At 60.9% G+C, this 19,218-nt stretch carries 13 protein-coding genes; 4 read left to right on the top strand and 9 right to left on the bottom strand.

Annotated elements, in window-relative coordinates; genetic code table 11:
* Positions 1-709 precede the first annotated feature (709 nt).
* The gene (rne, locus tag J1G33_RS26865) at positions 710-3,856 is read left to right on the top strand and encodes a ribonuclease E (RefSeq protein WP_223019107.1); all 3,147 of its coding nucleotides are present in this window, start codon (positions 710-712) and stop codon (positions 3,854-3,856) included.
* 80 nt (positions 3,857-3,936) lie between these two features.
* Here rne and J1G33_RS26870 read toward each other — a convergent pair whose 3' ends face one another.
* The 3 genes from J1G33_RS26870 to J1G33_RS26880 form a co-directional block, all read right to left on the bottom strand.
* Positions 3,937-4,521, bottom strand: a complete 585-nt coding sequence (locus J1G33_RS26870) for a nucleotidyltransferase family protein (RefSeq protein ID WP_223019108.1) — start codon at positions 4,519-4,521, stop codon at positions 3,937-3,939.
* Entirely contained in the window at positions 4,518-5,504 is a 987-nt protein-coding gene (locus tag J1G33_RS26875) for an XdhC family protein (protein WP_223019109.1), read from the bottom strand. The genes J1G33_RS26870 and J1G33_RS26875 overlap by 4 nt, the downstream gene beginning before the upstream one ends.
* A 141-nt stretch (positions 5,505-5,645) precedes the next feature.
* Positions 5,646-6,977, bottom strand: a complete 1,332-nt coding sequence (locus tag J1G33_RS26880; protein WP_003189258.1) for a dicarboxylate/amino acid:cation symporter — start codon at positions 6,975-6,977, stop codon at positions 5,646-5,648.
* Between the two features lie 338 nt (positions 6,978-7,315).
* Between J1G33_RS26880 and J1G33_RS26885 the strand changes: the two genes are divergently transcribed.
* Positions 7,316-8,314 carry an AraC family transcriptional regulator gene (locus J1G33_RS26885; protein ID WP_032879850.1) on the top strand — a complete coding sequence of 333 codons (999 nt, stop codon included), beginning with the start codon at positions 7,316-7,318 and terminating at the stop codon, positions 8,312-8,314.
* Positions 8,315-8,416: 102 nt separating this feature from the next.
* On the opposite strand, the gene J1G33_RS26890 is transcribed toward J1G33_RS26885, so the two are convergent.
* The 3 genes from J1G33_RS26890 to J1G33_RS26900 are packed head-to-tail and all read right to left on the bottom strand — an operon-like array spanning position 8,417 to position 10,764.
* A complete protein-coding gene (locus J1G33_RS26890) occupies positions 8,417-9,763 on the bottom strand; it encodes an ATP-binding protein (RefSeq protein WP_005790567.1) in 1,347 nt (448 codons plus the stop codon).
* Positions 9,760-10,437 (bottom strand): response regulator, encoded by a 678-nt coding sequence (locus J1G33_RS26895; protein WP_005790569.1) that lies wholly within the window; start codon positions 10,435-10,437, stop codon positions 9,760-9,762. The genes J1G33_RS26890 and J1G33_RS26895 overlap by 4 nt, the downstream gene beginning before the upstream one ends.
* A gap of 18 nt (positions 10,438-10,455) precedes the next feature.
* Positions 10,456-10,764 (bottom strand): hypothetical protein, encoded by a 309-nt coding sequence (locus tag J1G33_RS26900; RefSeq protein WP_005790571.1) that lies wholly within the window; start codon positions 10,762-10,764, stop codon positions 10,456-10,458.
* Positions 10,765-10,902: 138 nt separating this feature from the next.
* Between J1G33_RS26900 and J1G33_RS26905 the strand changes: the two genes are divergently transcribed.
* The gene (locus J1G33_RS26905) at positions 10,903-11,622 is read left to right on the top strand and encodes a 4'-phosphopantetheinyl transferase superfamily protein (protein ID WP_078822101.1); all 720 of its coding nucleotides are present in this window, start codon (positions 10,903-10,905) and stop codon (positions 11,620-11,622) included.
* A gap of 20 nt (positions 11,623-11,642) precedes the next feature.
* Here the strand turns inward: J1G33_RS26905 and J1G33_RS26910 are convergent, their stop codons facing one another.
* A complete protein-coding gene (locus J1G33_RS26910; protein WP_032879845.1) occupies positions 11,643-13,253 on the bottom strand; it encodes an ATP-binding protein in 1,611 nt (536 codons plus the stop codon).
* Positions 13,250-13,975 (bottom strand): response regulator, encoded by a 726-nt coding sequence (locus J1G33_RS26915; RefSeq protein ID WP_032879844.1) that lies wholly within the window; start codon positions 13,973-13,975, stop codon positions 13,250-13,252. The genes J1G33_RS26910 and J1G33_RS26915 overlap by 4 nt, the downstream gene beginning before the upstream one ends.
* Before the next feature lie 742 nt (positions 13,976-14,717).
* Here J1G33_RS26915 and J1G33_RS26920 point away from each other — a divergent pair.
* The gene (locus tag J1G33_RS26920) at positions 14,718-17,612 is read left to right on the top strand and encodes a ribonucleoside-diphosphate reductase subunit alpha (RefSeq protein ID WP_032879843.1); all 2,895 of its coding nucleotides are present in this window, start codon (positions 14,718-14,720) and stop codon (positions 17,610-17,612) included.
* A 260-nt stretch (positions 17,613-17,872) separates the two neighbouring features.
* Here J1G33_RS26920 and flgE read toward each other — a convergent pair whose 3' ends face one another.
* On the bottom strand, positions 17,873-19,189 hold the full coding sequence (gene flgE / locus J1G33_RS26925; protein ID WP_032879842.1) for a flagellar hook protein FlgE: 1,317 nt from the start codon (positions 19,187-19,189) through the stop codon (positions 17,873-17,875).
* Between the last annotated feature and the right edge of the window lie 29 nt (positions 19,190-19,218).

The raw sequence follows: 19,218 nt of genomic DNA on the forward strand, positions 1-19,218 counted from the left end.
TCGCGAACGCCGCCAAAAGCGGCCTGGGCAGAGGACATGCGGCAAATTGCCGGCCCTGACCATCGCAATTCATCAGGACGCGAGGCCGTCCTACGGGGCTTCGGCCACCTTGGAAGGCTCGGGATTGTAACAAGCGCAGGTGACATGAGGCCTGAAGCGAGTGCAAAAAGCAGAGTGAATACTCGCGTTTTGCGCCGATATTTACGGCCAGTTCACAAAGTGCAGTCAGTCTTGAGCCAGACCATGGCAGATGCTTCGGAAACAACGCCTGTTAAGAGCTGAGTGAGAGCGCAGTCGCCCACACCTAGTCTTGTTTAGCCATGAGCGTGGACTCCCCATTGGAGCCCACGGTAAATGCCAACCCGCTGCGGATTCTGCGCGCGGCAGCACCCGAATTATCAGGGATACGTGTAGGGTGGAGATGCACAACCGTCGGACTGTGTAGCACTAGGCTTGTTTCAGACGCTTCATCTCGTCCACAGTCGCCGGTTGATTCCTCCTCCTGACCTTAGCTTTTGTTGAAGTGGTGCCTTTGTCACCACCGCTAACGAGCAGGACGCGTCCGTCGCGATACCGGCCCAATTGGCAGGTTTTGCTGGACACTGGAGTGGCCAACCACTCTTGACGCACCTGACACCGACCGTGAGAAGTCGTGTGTGCCGAACGCCGTTTCCGGCAGCCCGGAAACCGACGGTACAACATGAAAAGAATGCTGATTAACGCGACTCAACCCGAAGAGTTGCGTGTTGCACTGGTAGATGGCCAACGCCTCTACGACCTGGACATCGAATCCGGTGCACGCGAGCAAAAGAAGGCCAACATCTATAAAGGCCGTATTACTCGCATCGAACCAAGCCTTGAGGCTGCCTTTGTCGATTTCGGCTCCGAGCGCCACGGCTTCCTGCCCCTCAAAGAAATCTCCCGCGAATACTTCAAGAAAGCCCCCGAAGGCCGCGTGAACATCAAGGACGTCCTGAGCGAAGGCCAGGAAGTCATCGTCCAGGTCGAGAAAGAAGAACGTGGCAACAAGGGCGCCGCCCTGACCACCTTCATCAGCCTCGCTGGCCGTTACCTGGTCCTGATGCCGAACAACCCGCGTGCCGGCGGTATTTCCCGTCGCATCGAAGGCGAAGAGCGCAACGAACTGCGCGAAGCGCTGAACGGCCTGATCGCACCGGCCGACATGGGCCTGATCGTTCGCACTGCAGGCCTGGGCCGCAGCAGCGAAGAAATGCAGTGGGACCTCGACTACCTGCTGCAACTGTGGACCGCTATCAAGGAAGCGTCCCTGGATCGTTCCGCGCCATTCCTGATCTACCAGGAAAGCAACGTGATCATCCGCGCCATCCGCGACTACCTGCGCCAGGACATCGGCGAAGTGCTGATCGACAGCGTTGAAGCCCAGGACGAAGCCCTGACCTTCATCCGCCAGGTGATGCCGCAGTACGCCAGCAAGATCAAGCTGTACGAAGACAGCGTTCCGCTGTTCAACCGTTTCCAGATCGAAAGCCAGATCGAGACCGCCTTCCAGCGCGTAGTCGAACTGCCTTCCGGCGGCTCCATCGTCATCGACCCGACCGAAGCCCTGGTGTCCATCGACATCAACTCGGCACGTGCGACCAAAGGCAGCGACATCGAAGAAACTGCCCTGCAGACCAACCTGGAAGCGGCTGAAGAAATCGCCCGCCAGCTACGCCTGCGTGACATCGGTGGCCTGATCGTGATCGACTTCATCGACATGACCCCTGCCAAGAACCAGCGCGCCGTGGAAGAGAAAGTCCGCGAATGCCTGGAAGCCGACCGTGCCCGCGTACAAGTGGGCCGTATCTCGCGCTTCGGCCTGCTGGAAATGTCCCGTCAGCGCCTGCGCCCGTCCCTGGGTGAGAGCAGCGGCATCGTCTGCCCGCGCTGCAACGGCACCGGCATCATCCGTGACGTTGAATCGCTGTCCCTGGCGATCCTGCGCCTGATCGAAGAAGAAGCCCTGAAAGACCGCACCGCCGAAGTACGCGCACAAGTGCCGATTCCGGTTGCCGCCTTCCTGCTCAACGAAAAACGCAACTCGATCACCAAGATCGAACTGCGCACCCGTGCCCGTATCGTCATCCTGCCGAACGATCACCTCGAAACGCCGCACTTCGAAGTCCAGCGCCTGCGTGATGACAGCCCGGAAGCCCACAGCGGCCAGTCCAGCTATGAAATCGCCGCGGCTGCTGCCGAAGTCGAAGAAGTCCAGCCAGCCGCTGCGACCCGCACCCTGGTTCGCCAGGAAGCCGCCGTCAAGACTGCACCGGCACGTGCCAACGCACCGGTCCCGACCGAAGCCGCCGCACCGGTTGCCGCACCGGCCGCCCTGCCTGAGCCAAGCCTGTTCAAGGGCCTGGTGAAGTCGCTGGTCAGCCTGTTCGCCACCAAGGAAGAGCCTGCCGCCCCGGTTGTGGTTGAAAAGCCTGCCACCGAGCGCCCGGCGCGCAACGAAGAGCGTCGCAACGGCCGCCAGCAGAGCCGCAACCGCAACGGCCGCCGTGACGAAGAACGCAAGCCACGCGAAGAACGTGCACCGCGTGAAGAACGCGCCCCCCGTGAAGAGCGCGCTCCTCGCGAAGCCCGTGAAGAAGCCCCGGCCGTAGCCCGTGAAGAACGTGCACCGCGTGAAGAGCGCGCACCACGTACCCCGCGTGCCCCGCGCGAAGATCGCAAGCCGCGTGGCGAGCGTGAAGAGCGTGTGCGTGAACTGCGCGAGCCGCTGGATGCGGCACCTGCCGTCGCTGCTGCCACTGCCGCAACCACCGAAGAACGCCCGGCGCGCCAGCCGCGTGAAGAGCGTGCCCCACGTGAAGAGCGCCAGCCGCGCCCGCCGCGTGAAGAGCGTCAACCACGCGCCGAGCAAGCCGCTGCCGCCAGCGAAGAAGAAGTACTGACCGGCGAAGAGCAACTGCAGGAAGACGGCCAGGACAACGCCGAAGGCGATCGTCCACGCCGCCGCTCCCGTGGCCAGCGTCGTCGCAGCAACCGTCGTGAGCGTCAGCGTGACGCCAACGGCAACGTGATCGAAGGCTCGGAAGAAGCCGGCGAAAACGCTGAAGCGGCCAGCAACGAACCAACGGGCGCCGAACTGGCTGCCGGCTTGGCCGTTACCGCTGCCGTCGCCAGCTCGGTCATCAGCGCACCTGCTGAAGCCCAGGCTCACGAGCAAGCCGAGCGTACTACCGCCGCTGTCGAAGAAACTGCTGCCGTAGAAACACCCGTTGTCCAGACCCCAGTGGTTGAAGCGCCGGTTGTGGAAGCGCCAGTTGTTGAAGCCACGACCCCTATCGAAGCCCCAGTGGTTGCGCAAGTGGAAGTTGCTCCGGTTCGCGACGCACAGCCAGAAACCGAAGTGGTTGCTGTTGAGCCCGCACCGGTTATCGAGCCTGCGCCAGTGGTTGAAGTGGCTGTAGAAACACCGGTTGCCGAAGAAGCCGCCCCGGTTGTGCGTGAAGTTCGCGAAGAACAGACCGCCTTCCAGTGGACCGCTGAGCCAGCTGCCCCGGTTGAAGCGCCAACGCCTGCCCCTGCGGCAGAAGAAGCGCCGACGCCGGTTGCTGAAGTCGTCGCCGAGCCAGCCCCAGTGGTTGAGCCGACGCCGGTTGTGGAGCCCGCACCCGTGGTTGAAGTTGAAGCCCCAGTGGTTGCCGAAGTGGCTGCCCCAGTGGTTGAAGCTGCACCTGCCAGCGCCCTTACCGAAAATGGCCGTGCGCCGAACGACCCGCGTGAAGTGCGTCGTCGTCGCAAGGAAGCCGAAGCAGCTGCCGCAGCGGCTGCCCAGGCGGTAGAGCACAAGGCCGTGGAAGAAGAGCCTAAACCCCTCGTCTGATTCCATCCGCCATAAAAAAGCCCCGCCTGAGCAATCAGGCGGGGCTTTTTTATGGCTACTTGGAATGCCAGCTCCCACACTTAACCTGCAGTAAAACTCAACCGTTGCGGCACATCGACATCCCAAAGCACACCAGGATCATCTACCTGCACCTCTCGCACCTGTGTTTGTGCAAACAACGGCTTGGCCCCACGATCCCCACTCAGAGCCATCAGCGCCGGCCCAAACGTGTGATCGAAAGCCACCGGGTGCCCATACTGCCCGGCAGATACCGGCACAGTGATGCCCTCCACGCTGGCAATAACCCGCTCGATACTCGATGACTGGATAAACGGCATATCCCCCAACACCACCAGCCACCCATCCGCTGCACCGCTGGCCTTGACCGCGGCCGCAATGCTGTCGCCCATCCCGCTCGAGTCCAGCAGTACAACCTGACAGCCATAAGCCTCTGCCAGGCGGATGACCTCCCCGCGCCCCGGCGACGTCACCAGCCAGCGCGTTACAACACGCTCAGGCAAGTTGCGCAGCACCTGCTCGATGACCGGCCGGATAACGCCATCCGGCCCCACGCAAGCAGCCAGTAACTTGTCTTGATCCGCCCCGGCTTCGGCGCGAAAGCGACTGCCCTGCCCCGCTGCCAGCACAATCGCTGTAACGGTCACTGCGCCGCTACCGCCAGGGGCTTTTTCTGCATCGGTGCCACGCCGTTCTTGATCGCGACAATTTCCGCCATCAACGACAGGGCTATCTCCGCCGGTGTATGGCTGCCGATATGCAAACCAATCGGCCCGTGCAAGCGCGCAATCGCATCCGCCGACAAGCCCAGCGCCGCCAGGTTCTCCCGGCGCTTCTGGGTATTGACCCGCGAACCCAGGGCGCCGATGTAGAACGCAGCGGAGTTCAGCGCCGTCAGCAGCGCCATATCATCCAAACGCGGATCATGGGTCAGGCAAACGATGGCCGTGCGCTCATCGGTGTGGATGTTCAACACCGCCTCGTCGGGCATACCAGGTACAAAGCGGCCATGTTGCTCTTCCCAGCCGTAGACGAACTCTTCGCGGGGGTCGCAAATCAGCACTTCGAAATCCAGCAAGCGCGCCATTTCGGCGACGTAGCGCGACAGTTGCCCGGCGCCGATCAGCAGCAGCCGCCAGCGCGGGCCGTAAATGGCGCGCAGGCGTTCGCCGTCGAAGCTCACCACATCAGTCTTGCTCGCAGCGCTCAGGGTTACCGCGCCCGTGGCCAGGTTCAATTCACGTGCGACGACCTGGTGGTCTTCACAGCGCGCCAACAGTTGCTCGACCCAGGCCCAATCATCCACCCGCTCTTCGGTCAGGCGCAGCGTGCCGCCACACGGCAAGCCAAAACGTGCCGCTTCGTCGCGGGTGACGCCGTAGGTCACCAGCTGCACTGGTGGTCCGTCGTCCGCCAGCCGCCCGTCCTGCAGGCGTGCGATCAAGTCATCTTCGATGCAGCCTCCGGACACAGAACCAATGACCACACCGTCGCCACGCAAGGCCAGCATCGCCCCCGGAGGGCGCGGCGCGCTGCCCCAGGTCTGTACCACGCTGTACAGCACCACGCGCTGCTCGGCGCGGCGCCATTCCAGGACGCTACGCAGGACATTCAAATCCACACTGTCCATCAAACCTTCCTGCCAGCGTTGAAAAATCGTCGTTTACTGTAAAGCAAAATAATCAAAAAGTGGCCGCGCACAAACGCAAACGCCCCGAACCAGTCGGGGCGTTTGCCAATTGCCTAAGCGTCAGATCACGCCATCAGCGGCTTACTTGACCACAGGAGCAGGGCCTTCGGCCACACCCAGGTCATCGAGCTCGCGAGTTTCGGAGATACCGGTACCACCGGATGCCAGCTCGCTTTGCAGCTTGTCGGTGTCCAGCTCCTTGACCCACTTGGCCACAACGATGGTGGCTACGGCGTTACCCACCAGGTTGGTCAGGGCACGGGCTTCGGACATGAAGCGGTCGATACCCAGGATCAGCGCCAGGCCGGCAACCGGCAGGTGGCCGACAGCCGACAGGGTGGCAGCCAGGACAATAAAGCCCGAGCCAGTCACACCTGCAGCGCCTTTGGAGGACAGCAGCAGCACCAGCAGCAGGGTGATCTGGTGGGTGATGTCCATGTGGGTGTCGGTCGCCTGAGCGATGAACACGGCAGCCATGGTCAGGTAGATCGACGTACCGTCGAGGTTGAAGGAGTAACCGGTTGGGATCACCAGGCCGACGACGGACTTCTTCGCACCCAGGCGCTCCATCTTGATCAGCATACGCGGCAGTGCGGATTCGGAAGACGAAGTACCCAGTACGATCAGCAGCTCTTCACGGATGTAGCGAATCAGTTTCAACACGCTGAAACCGTGAGCGCGGCAGATTGCGCCCAGCACCAGCACGACGAACAGGATGCAGGTGATGTAGAAGCAGATCATCAACTGGCCCAGCTGCACCAGCGAACCCACACCGTAGGCACCGATGGTGAACGCCATGGCGCCCAGGGCACCGATTGGCGCGAGCTTCATGATCATGTTGATGATGTTGAACATCACGTGGGCGAAGCGATCGATGAAGTCCAGCACCGGCTTGCCGTAGGCACCCAGGCGGTGCAGGGCGAAACCGAAGATCACCGAGAACATCAGCACTTGCAGGATGTCGCCGTTGGCAAAGGCGCCGACGATGGTGTTCGGGATGACGTTGAGGATAAAGCCGACAATGCTCTGGTCTTTACCGGCGGTGACGTAGGCCGCCACTTTGGAAGCGTCCAGGGTGGCGACGTCGATGTGCATGCCGGCGCCCGGCTGCACAACGTTGACCACGACCAGGCCGATCAGCAAGGCGATGGTGGACACGATTTCGAAGTACAGCAGTGCGTAGCCACCGGTTTTGCCGACCGATTTCATGCTTTGCATGCCAGCGATACCGCTGACAACGGTGCAGAAGATGATGGGGGCGATGACCATTTTGATCAGCTTGATAAAGCCGTCACCCAGTGGCTTGAGGGCCACGCCGGTCTGCGGGTAGAAGTGGCCGAGCAAAATACCGATAACGATTGCAACGATCACCTGGAAATACAGGGATTTGTAGATTGGCTGACGAGTCGTCATTGCAAAGTTCCTCAATCGTCCCGTGTGGCAAATATCCGCCATTGCCCACGACACTTGAATTGCGAACCCTCCTGCACTGGAGGGATTTGTTGTTTGCGAAGCCTGTAGGAGAGAGCCTGCGCTGCAATCCCTATCGCAAACAGCGTGCCACTTTGCTTAAACACCCTGAAGGCCCTTCAACATCGGGGCTTGGCGTTTATTGACGCGCTTGAGCCGTGGAACAAGGTGGCGGATTTCCGCCCGCCCACCCCGTCTCGTCCTACAATTTGGCGGATATCCGCCTTGCCGTCGCGCCGGGGTCTGACTACCATCCGCCACTCCATGGATGAGGCCCTTTCATGCGTGAACGTACCATCGCCAGTCACTACGCCCGAGCCGCCCTCGGCGGTGCGCGTCGTGTGGGTTACGACTACTCAGGGCTGTTGCAGCAGGTGGGCATCAGCCCCGAACTGCTGACCGAGCCCCGCGCCCGTATCGCTCCGGAGCAATTTACGCGGTTGCTGCAAATGCTCTGGCTGGGGCTGGATGACGAATACCTGGGGTTCGCCGAAGGCCCGAGCAAGCGTGGCACCTTCGCCATGATGTGCCACGCCCTGATCCACTGCCGCACGCTGGAAAAGGCTCTGGAACGCGGCTTATTGTTTTATAGCCTATTCCCACAGGGCCCGCGCTGGCAGCTGACGAAAGAAGGCGATATGGCGCGGCTGAGCCTGGATGACTCGCAGCTATGGGACCCGGATCACTTCCTCAGTGAATGCCTGCTGGTGATCTGGCATCGCCTGGGCAGTTGGCTGATCGGCCAGCGAATCCGGCTGCAACAGGCCACCTTCAGTTACCCGATGCCGGACCATGCTGGCGAGTACGACCTGCTGTTCCCCTGCCCCTTGGTGTTCGGTGCGCCGACCAGCAGCCTGGTGTTTCCCAGCCGCTACCTGAGCCTGCCGTTGTTGCAGGATGAACGCACTCTCAAGCATTTTTTGCAGCGCTCCCCTGCCGACTTGCTGTCGCGCCCGGATGAAGGCGACAGCCTGAGCAGCCAGTTGCGCCGCTTGCTCAGCCGCGACCGCACGCCCTGGCCGGACCTGGAAGCCGTCGCCCAGCATTTGCACATCAGCCCGCAAACCCTGCGCCGGCACCTGCGCGAAGAAGGCACGAGCTTTCAGGCGTTGAAGGATGAGTTACGCCGGGATATCGCCATTTACCACCTGGGACGGGCGGATTTGTCTTTGCAGGAGATCGCTGAACAGTTGGGGTTTTCCGAACCGTCGGCGTTTCATCGGGCGTTCAAGAAATGGACGGGGTTGACGCCGGGGGCCTACAGGGCGCAGGAGAGTTAAAGGTATAGCGCCTGGGAGGGCCTCTTCGCAGGCAAGCCAGCTCCCACAGTTGATCGGGTTTACAAAATCTGATGTGTGAATACATTCAGAGGCCAGTGCAGATCACAAGGCCGGAAAATGAATCCTGAACGCGGCCCCCCCTAACGCTGAATCCCCCAACGTCAAACGCGCGTGATAGCTTTCGATGATGTCCTTGACCACCGCCAACCCGATGCCCTGCCCCGGGTGCTGGCGGTCCAGACGTTCGCCCCTTTGCAGGATCCGGGCGCGCTGGTCCGGTGGCACGCCTGGGCCATCATCTTCGATACACAGCTCAAGGCCGTCCAGGTTTTCCACCAAGCTGATTCGCACTTGCTTGAGGCACAGGCGATAGGCGTTTTCCAGCAGGTTGCCGAGCATTTCGAGCAGCGCGCCTTTCTCGATGGGCACGTCGCACTCAGGTGGCAGATCAAAGGTGACGGTGACACGCTTGTCGCGGTAAACCTTCTCCAATGTATCGCACAGGCTTTGCAGCACGGGCTCCAGACGTACCTGGTGACGCACCAGTCCGCTTTTACGCAGACTCGCACGCTGCAATTGGTAGCCGATCTGCTGGCTCATGCGCTCAATCTGCGATTGCAATACCCACGCCTGGCTGCGCTCTTCGGGACGCTGGGCCATGTCTTCGCTCACCCCCTGCAAGACCGCCAGCGGGGTTTTCAAACTGTGGGCCAAGTCGTCAAGGGAGTCACGGTAGCGCGTACGCTGTTCCCGCTCGCTGTGCAGCAAACGGTTGAGCGAGCCGGTCAGGCGCAACAGTTCGCGGGGGTGTTCTTCACTGAGGCTTTCGCGGGTACCGCCTTCGATCTGGTCAAGTTCCTGACTCAGGCGCCGCAAGGCTTGCAGGCCCCAGGTCAGGCCCAGCCACAGCAGCGTCAACAGCACCAGCAGGGCCGCGCCGAATCCAAGGTAAAGGTTCTCGCGCAAGCCTTCGAGGGTCAACTGGTACTCACGCACCGGTTGCAGGGCGACGATACTGAAGGCGGCGCTCTTGCCCCCCAGCAACCGGACCTCGACGTCATACACGAAGAATTCCTGGCCATTGGCCTCGCGGATGCGCGCAAACTCATTACCGCGCCCGTCGTAACGCGGTTTGTAGTTGATGTTTTCTTCCTGGGTCGCCCGCGAACGCCACACCAGATGGCCTTCGCGGTCGTAGATATAGCCGAGCAGGCGGCTGTCGGTAAGGTTGAAACGTTCGTCAGGCAACTGCGCCGGCATCAGCAGGCGGTTATTTTCCACCCGCGCCGCAGAAATCAGGGTGGTCACATCCGACGCCAGACGCTGCTCGATGGAATCCTGCAGGGCCAGGCTGAAGGCGCCTTGCATGGCCGGCAACAGGCCGAGCATAAACAGCACGGCCAGGGTGGCGGCCGCCAGCATCAGGCGCACACGTAGCGAGCGAATCAACGGCAGCGCTCATTGAACAGGTAACCCAAGCCGCGCACGGTATCGATCGGCTTGAACCCGGCGGGGCCTTCCAGCTTGCGGCGCAGGCGACCGACCAGCACTTCGATCACGTTCGGATCGCGCTCGTCATCATCAGGGTAGAGCTGCTCCATCAAGCGATCCTTGGCCACCACCTGTTGATGATGACGCATCAAGTACTCAAGGATCCGATATTCGTAGGCGGTCAACGCCAGCGGCTGTTCATCCAGGGAGGCCTGCTTGCGGTTGAGGTCCAGCAGCAACGGCCCGGCGATGATAGTGGACTGGGTAAAGCCGCTGGAGCGGCGCAGCAAGGCATTCATGCGCGCCTCCAGCTCTTCGAACTGGAAGGGTTTGACCACGTAGTCGTCGGCACCGGCCGCCAGGCCTTCGACCTTGTCCTGCCAGTTGCCGCGAGCGGTCAGGATCAGGATCGGGAAAGTCTTGGCCTGGGTACGCAATTGGCGGATCAGGTCCAGGCCACCCATGCCGGGCAGGCCAAGGTCGATGATCGCCAGGTCATGGTTGAACTGGCCGGTCTGGTACAGGGCTTCCTCGGCATTGGCCACAGCTTCGACCACATGCCCACTGTCGGTCAGGCGGGTAAACAGGTGATGACGCAGCAGCGCCTCATCTTCCACCACCAGCAATTTCATAAGGCTCTCCAAGGCAATTCAACTGTCCGACAGAGGGATATCATAGCGGCCCTGCACGTCTTGCGGGCGCAGTTTAATGCCATTGTACTGGCCCGTCAGGTGCGTGTAGCCGCTGCGATAGTCGGGTTGCGCAGCGGTAACGCCCAGGGCCTGCCCCCACGGCGCGGCCTGGGTGCCGACGTCTTCGAAGCTGACACGATGGATCAGGTTGCCGGATTTCCTGGTTTTTTCGCCGCCAAAGGCCGCAAAGGCGCCATCGCTGGCCTGCACGCCCGCGGTGGCACCGAGCATGGTTAACGCCAACATCAGCTTCTTGATCGCAGTCATGGTCATTACCTCATATGCGTTTGGCCTGTGAGGTCCAGACTACGCAGGCGCCCCTGAACTCCCCCTGAACAGGCTCTTAACCACACCTGAACCGCGCCGGACTATCCACTGGCGCGCCAACTCGGCAAAATACCGCGCATGACGCCACTACCCTCTTGCTGCACCCCGCTCGATGCCCGTTGGCCGCTACCTGTCGCCTTACCTGGCACGGTGTTTTTGAGCACCCGATTTGATCCGGCCTTATTGGACGCGGGCGATTTCCAACGCAGCGCTGTGCCGCCGCCGGCGAGCATTCAGCGCTCGGTTGCCAAGCGTCAGGCGGAGTTTCTCGCAGGGCGCCTGTGCGCCCGCGAAGCGCTGCAACGCCTGGATAACCTCAACTGCATTCCAGCCATCGGTGAAGACCGCGCGCCGGTCTGGCCAGGGCATATCAGTGGTTCCATCACCCACAGCACCGGGCACGCCGCAGCGATTGTCGGGCATAAGGCGCAATGGCGCGGGCTGGGCATGGACCTGGAGAATGTGCTGACTCTGGAGCGGGCGGAGCGCCTGGCCGGGGAAATTCTGACAGCCAACGAGCTGCAGCGTATGGCGACCATACCGCGTGAGCTGCATGGGTTGCTGGTGACGCTGACGTTTTCGATCAAGGAGAGTCTGTTCAAGGCGCTCTACCCCATCGTGCAAAAGCGCTTTTACTTTGAACATGCCGAGCTGTTGGAGTGGTCACAGGCGGGCCATGTGCGGCTGCGGTTGCTCACGGATCTTTCTGAAGAATGGGGTGATGGCAAAGAGTTGGAGGGGCAGTTTGGGGTGGAAGGGGAGCAGTTGTTGAGCCTGGTGGCCATCGGCGCTAGATAGACTTGGTCCCGATAGCGGTGTCAGGGTTTGTCTTGATCCCTTGGCCAACTCAGGCTGAAGCACGCCCCGCCCAGGTTGTTGCTCTTGCTGATCAACGCCCGCCCGCCGTGCCAATAGATGATCCGCCGCACAATCGACAGGCCCAGGCCATGGCCCCCCGAGGCGCGGGTACGGCTGTCGTCCAAGCGCAGGAACGGCGTGAAAATTCGCTCCCAGGCACTCTCCGGCACGCCGGGGCCATCGTCTTCCACATCAATACGGCAGCGCAGCTGGCCGACCTGATAACTGATCAGCACCTGGCCCTTGGCGTGGCGCATGGCGTTACTGACAAGGTTTTGCAGGGCGCGGTGCAGGTAACGCGGCTCAGCGTCGACCCAGGCGTCCTCCCAGTGGGCCGATGACAGGCAGACACCGCGAGTCACGGTGACCTGCGGGCGCAGTGGCGACAATTCGCCAATGACTTGGTCAAGCAGCGCATCGAGGTCCACTCGCTGGAAATTCAACTCCGGCGCGCCCTGCTCCAGGCGCGCATAGGTGAGCATTTCATCCACCAGGCCATCGAGGTCCTGGATATCGCCGTCCATGCCTTCCAGGTATTTACGCCGCGCCTCGGGAGTGGCGGCGTCACCAATCATCTCCAGGCCAAAACGCAGGCGCGCTACCGGCGTGCGCAGCTCATGGGACACCGCACGCACCAGTTCGCGCTGAATCGCCAGCAATTGCTGCAAGTGCTCGGCCATGCCATTGAACGCGGCAGCCAGGCGCCCTACCGAATCGGCGCCCCGGGCCGGCACGCGCACCTCCAGGTTGCCCTTGGCGATCCGCGTTGCTGCCGCCTCCAGGCCTTTGAGCCGGCGCTCCAGCTGGCGCACCAGCAGATAAACGATCAAGCCGATCAGGGTCAGGCCGATCAAGGTGATCAGAATCAGCCACTGCGCCGGATAGGGGTTCATTTGATAGAGCGGGCCGATTTCCAGCACCCACGGCGTACCGACCATGCCGGCAAATACGCGGATCGAATCGCCACCCTTGCCCAGGGCCATCACCGTATCGCCCTCCGCCACGCGACGGCGCTGGTCGTCGTCCATATCGGCCTGGTCGAGGGCCATCAAGTGCATCTCAAAACCAAAGCCCTTGGCCTGCTTGATGTCGGCCAGGCGTTGTGGCTGCTCAGCCACCGGAAAACGCACCAGTTCGTCGGCCAGCAGGTAGATAGTTGCACGGGCCAATTGCTCGCTGATCTGCTGCACTTCACCGGTGAGCACCAGCTGTTCCTGCTCGCTGACCAGTCGCAGTACCCGCGCCGCATGAGGGCCGGTCTGTTCCACCAGCACCTGGCCGCGTTGCAAGCGGTTGCGCTGGCCCAGGTCCAGTTGCGCCTCTGTAAACGTGCGCAGCTCCAGCGGAATGCCCAGCAAACGCTCCCATACCGCCAAGGCTCGCAGCCGTTCGATGGCGTTCATGGCTTGCAGGTTATCGCCCATCAAGGCAAAGGTGCCGTGGGCCAGGCTTTCGCGGTATTGGCCGCTGCGCACGTCGTTGAGCAGATGCAACGCCAGGGCGCCGAGCAACGCCACCAGGATCAGCGCCGCGCACATGCCGCCGTAGATGCGCAGGAAGATCGAATTCACAGCGGCATGTCGGCAGCGGCTTCGGGGACGAACAGGTAGCCTTTGCTGCGGATGGTCTTGATCAGGCGCGGGTGGATCGGGTCGTCGCCGATTTTCGGCCGAATGCGCGAGATGCGCACATCAATGGAGCGGTCCTGGCCGTCGTAGCCAATGCCGCGCAGGGCAATGAAGATTTCTTCCCGGGACAGGATGCGCCCGGCATTTGCAACCAATAGCCACAGCAGGTCGAATTCGGCGCTGGTCAGTTCGATCCCGCCATCGTGCAGCCAGGCTTCGCGCAGCGCGTTGTCCACCACCAGCGGGCCGAACTGCAGGCGGCGCTGGTTTTCCCCCGCCGCCGGTAACGCCGGCTCGCTGCGCCGCAATAGCGCCTGGATACGCGCCAGCAACAGGCGCGGGCGCACGGGCTTGCACACATAGTCGTCAGCGCCCATGTCCAGGCCCTGCACCTGGTCCATGTCGTCGGTACGCGCGGTAAGCATCAGGATCACGCCCTCATAGCGCTCGCGAACTTTGCGACAGATGCTCAGGCCATCTTCGCCGGGCAGCATCAGGTCGAGGATCACCAGGTCCGGCTGCTCGGCGATGATGCGCGCCGCAGCCTGGGCGCCATCGCTTTCCACCGACACGCGCAGGCCGTTGCTTTCCAGGTACTCACGGGTCAACTCGGCGAGTCGCTCGTCGTCCTCGATGATCAGTATCTGCCAGGCATCTTGCTCCACGCGCCACCTCATTATTATTAGAAATTCTTTGGCTCACGCGGCCTCCACCGCCCATACCCTGTTTGTCATGTTTTAAGGGCATAACAAAGCCCGATTGTAGCCATGCCCCAACCCTTAAATACAAGCCAGGAATTCCATTCGGTGATGGCGTTTTTTTGTGATAGGGTTCGCGCCCTCAAAATTCCAACCAACGGTTTGCACCTCGGAATATTCGGTGACAAACGGTGTGATCCAGTAGTAATGCGGCCTACACGGGTGTTCCACGATTCATACACATTTTACTCACAGCGTTATCCACAGGTAGTGCGTTGCTAACCCCCCAAAAACGCATTATCTTGTACCTCGGCGCTAAAAAAACCCTACATGTAGGGTTTTAAGCGAAAAAACCAAACACAAGTCAGACCAGAAACTCAAGCGCTTTCTTGCTCACGTTTGGTTGAACCAAAGCATTTTTTCAAAGCCCAAACCGCGCACGCGGATGGCAGCCGTTTTCAAGCCCGCTTGGCTGAAGACGGTACGGGTGTTGCAGGGCTTGAACCAGGCCACTGTCACCCAGCAGGAATACGGCGAAGGGCTCCCGGCCCCAAGCCAAAGACTTCGGCATGGAAGCGGCGCGATGAGCTCCCTTCCTCCTGTCCCGAAGTTGTTATGCCAGGCCCTGGCCTGCTGTAAGTGCTTCAGGACGGAACGGTGGGCACCTTGATGGTGCCCAAATAAATATAGAATGTGGAGACAACCCCCCATGCAAACCGACACAACTCGCGAGAACCCGCAAGGCTCCGTGCCGCAGGCCGCTGATTCGAATCTGGATCTGTCCGCCACCGCACCTGGCCAACTGCGCGTGATCAAGCGTAACGGCACTGTCGTTCCTTATACCGATGACAAAATCACCGTCGCCATCACCAAAGCGTTTCTTGCAGTTGAAGGCGGCACCGCTGCTGCCTCGTCGCGCATCCACGACACCGTTGCCCGCCTGACCGAACAGGTCACCGCGACCTTCAAGCGTCGCATGCCTTCGGGCGGCACCATCCACATCGAAGAAATCCAGGACCAGGTTGAACTGGCCCTGATGCGTGCCGGCGAGCAGAAAGTCGCACGCGACTACGTGATCTACCGTGATTCGCGCGCCAAGGAACGTGCCGTACGCTCCCCGGCCGAAGAAGCTGCCGTACAAGCGCACCCGTCGATCCGCATCACCCTGGCTGACGGCAGCTTTGCCCCGTTGGACCTGGGCCGCCTGAACACCATCATCACCGAGGCCTGCGAAGGTCTGGAAGAAGTCGACGGTGACCTGATCCAGCGCGAAACCCTGAAGAACCTGTACGACGGCGTGGCCCTGACCGACGTCAACACCGCGCTGGTGATGACCGCCCGTACCCTGGTTGAACGCGAGCCGAACTACTCGTTCGTGACCGCGCGCCTGTTGATGGACACCCTGCGTGCCGAAGGCCTGGGCTTCCTGAAAGTCGCCGACAGCGCCACTCACCACGAGATGGCTGACCTGTACGCCAAAGCCCTGCCGGCCTATATCGCCAAGGGTATCGAGTTCGAATTGCTGAACCCGATCCTGGCCACCTTCGACCTGGAAAAACTCGGCAAGGCGATCAACCACGAGCGCGATCAGCAGTTCACCTACCTGGGCCTGCAAACCCTGTACGACCGTTACTTCATCCACAAGGACGGTATCCGCTTCGAACTGCCGCAAGTGTTCTTCATGCGCGTGGCCATGGGCCTGGCGATTGAAGAGAAGAACAAAGAAGACCGTGCGATCGAGTTCTACAACCTGCTGTCGTCCTTCGACTACATGTCGTCGACCCCGACCCTGTTCAACGCCGGCACCCTGCGTCCTCAGCTGTCGAGCTGCTACCTGACCACCGTGCCGGATGACCTGTCGGGCATCTACCACGCGATCCACGACAACGCCATGCTGTCCAAATTCGCCGGCGGCCTGGGTAACGACTGGACCCCGGTGCGCGCACTGGGTTCTTACATCAAGGGCACCAACGGCAAGTCCCAGGGCGTTGTACCGTTCCTGAAAGTGGTGAACGACACCGCCGTCGCCGTTAACCAGGGTGGCAAGCGCAAAGGCGCTGTGTGTGCCTACCTGGAAACCTGGCACATGGACATTGAAGAGTTCATCGAGCTGCGCAAGAACACCGGTGATGACCGTCGTCGTACCCACGACATGAACACCGCCAACTGGATCCCTGACCTGTTCATGAAGCGCGTCTTCGATGACGGCAAGTGGACCCTGTTCTCGCCATCCGAAGTGCCGGACCTGCACGACCTGACCGGCAAGGCCTTCGAAGAGCGCTACGAGTACTACGAAGCCCTCACCGAGTACCCAGGCAAGGTCAAGCTGTTCAAGACCATCCAGGCCAAAGACCTGTGGCGCAAAATGCTGTCCATGCTGTTCGAAACCGGCCACCCTTGGTTGACCTTCAAGGACCCATGCAACCTGCGCAGCCCGCAGCAGCACGTGGGCGTGGTCCACAGCTCTAACCTGTGCACCGAGATCACCTTGAACACCAACAAGGACGAGATCGCCGTTTGCAACCTGGGCTCGATCAACCTGCCGAACCACATCGTCAACGGCAAGCTGGACACCGCCAAGCTGGAGCGCACCGTCAACACCGCAGTACGCATGCTCGATAACGTAATCGACATCAACTACTACTCGGTGCCACAGGCGCAGAACTCCAACTTCAAGCACCGTCCAGTGGGCCTGGGTATCATGGGCTTCCAGGACGCGCTGTACCTGCAGCACATTCCTTACGGTTCCGATGCTGCGGTCGAGTTCGCCGACAAATCCATGGAAGCGGTGAGCTACTATGCGATCCAGGCGTCCTGCGACCTGGCCGACGAGCGCGGCGCCTACGAGACGTTCCAGGGTTCGCTGTGGTCCAAAGGCATCCTGCCGCTGGACTCGCAACAGATCCTGATCGAAGCCCGTGGCCAGAAGTACATCGACGTTGATCTGAACGAAACCCTGGACTGGGCGCCGGTTCGTGCCCGCGTGCAAAAAGGTATTCGTAACTCCAACATCATGGCCATCGCACCGACCGCCACCATCGCCAACATCACTGGCGTGTCGCAGTCGATCGAACCGACCTACCAGAACCTGTATGTGAAATCGAACCTGTCGGGCGAATTCACCGTGATCAACCCATACCTGGTTCGCGACCTGAAAGCCCGCGGCCTGTGGGACTCGGTCATGATCAACGACCTGAAGTACTACGACGGTTCCGTGCAGCAGATCGAACGCATCCCGCAAGAACTCAAAGAGCTCTACGCGACCGCCTTCGAAGTGGATACCAAGTGGATCGTTGACGCCGCCAGCCGCCGTCAGAAGTGGATCGACCAGGCTCAGTCGCTGAACCTCTACATCGCCGGCGCTTCGGGCAAGAAGCTGGATGTGACCTACCGCATGGCCTGGTACCGTGGCCTGAAAACCACTTACTACCTCCGTGCCCTGGCCGCGACCAGCACCGAGAAGTCGACCATCAACACCGGTAAGTTGAACGCTGTTTCCAGCGGCAACCATGGTGATGATTCGGTTCTCGCAGCTCCTGCCGGTCCGGCACCTGTGCCAAAGGCCTGCGCGATTGACGAGCCGGATTGCGAAGCTTGCCAATAAGCTGAACCTGCCGAGGGTTTAACCACTTAAGGCAGAAAAGCCCCCGATACACCTAGGGTGTATCGGGGGCTTTTTCTTGGGCGGGCATAAAGCCCTTGTTGCGGTACTGCGGTTCGGTCAATAACTGGATTGGCAGCGTGAAGCAGATGCAAATGTGGGAGGGGGCTTGCTCCCGATAGGGTGGTGTCAGTCAATGGATACTTGGCTGATACACCGCTATCGGGGGCAAGCCCCCTCCCACATTTTGAAGCACTAACCTATCAGGTCATCTGGATGATGGTCTGCATGATGGTGCTTTGGGTGGAGATGGTCTTGGCGTTCGCCTGGTAGTTGCTCTGGGCCTTGATCAGGTCAACCAGCTCGTTGGTCAGGTTGACGTTGGAGTTCTCCAGGGAGGTGGCCTTGATCGACCCCAGAGTGCCAGATTCCGGTGCGTCGAAGCCCGGCTGACCCGACGCGAAGGTCTCTTTCCAGGTCGTACCGCCGGCGGGCTGCAGGCCCTGCTCATTGTTGAAGCTGGCCAGAGAAATCTGGCCGATGGCCTTGCTCTGCTGGTTACTGAAGGTGGCGAAGAGCACACCGCTGCCATCGATCTTCAAGCCGGTGATCTGGCCGGTGGCGTAACCATCTGTGACCGGCGGGTTACGGTAGCTGGCCGAGTTGTACTGGGTGACGGTGCCCATGTTGATGGCGATGCCGTCCTTGTTCGCCGTCGCATCGTTAGCCTTCCATACGCCATCGGTCACCGTGCCAGGTACCCAATCCTTGATGGTCAAGGTGTTACCGGCAACACCGCCGGTCACGATGCTCTTGAGGTTACCAGCACCATCGAAGCTCAACGTCGACGGCACAGGCGCCTTCACGTCAGCACCGGTACCGGTAGGCGCCGAACCATCAGGATTGCGGCCATCGATCAAGGTGTAGGCCTGCCACTGGTTGGCATCGGTTTTCACCAGGTACTGCACCATCGGGTGCGCGTTGCCCTGGGAGTCGTACAAGGTGGTGCTGTATTGCGTGGTGAAGGTTTCGGATTTGGTTGGATCAAACGGGTTCTTGGACTGATCGATCACCGGCGACGAGGAGTTCAGGTTGCTGGAAGAGTCCACCTTGGTAGACGCCTTCGGGGGCAGGTTGGCCAGGTTCAGCTGCAGGTCGACCAGGCCACCCTTGGTGATCTTGCCATTCTCGTCCGCGGCATAGCCTTGCAGGCGCGAGGTGCCGGTATTGTTGGTGATATAGCCGTCTTTGTCCGCGCGGAAGGCACCGCTACGGGTGTATTCCAGCGAGCCGTCGCTGCCCTTCTGCACGAAGAAGCCACCGCCCTGGATCGCCATGTCGAGGATGCCACCGCTACCATTGACATCGCCTTGGGTGAACTGCTGGGACACTGCCGCCAGGTTCACACCGTTGCCGATACTGTTCTGGCCGGTGCCCAACTTGGAAGCCGCGTAGATATCGGCGAATTCCGCACGGGATGACTTGAAGCCAGTGGTCGCGACGTTGGCGATGTTGTTGCCGGTCACGTCCAGTTGTTTGTTGGCCGCATAGAGGCCGCTAAGGCCGATATTAAAAGACATGTTTCTCTCCCTCTGCCGTATTTAGCCGG

This window comes from Pseudomonas sp. P867 (assembly GCF_019891455.1).
GTDB lineage: Bacteria > Pseudomonadota > Gammaproteobacteria > Pseudomonadales > Pseudomonadaceae > Aquipseudomonas > Aquipseudomonas synxantha_A.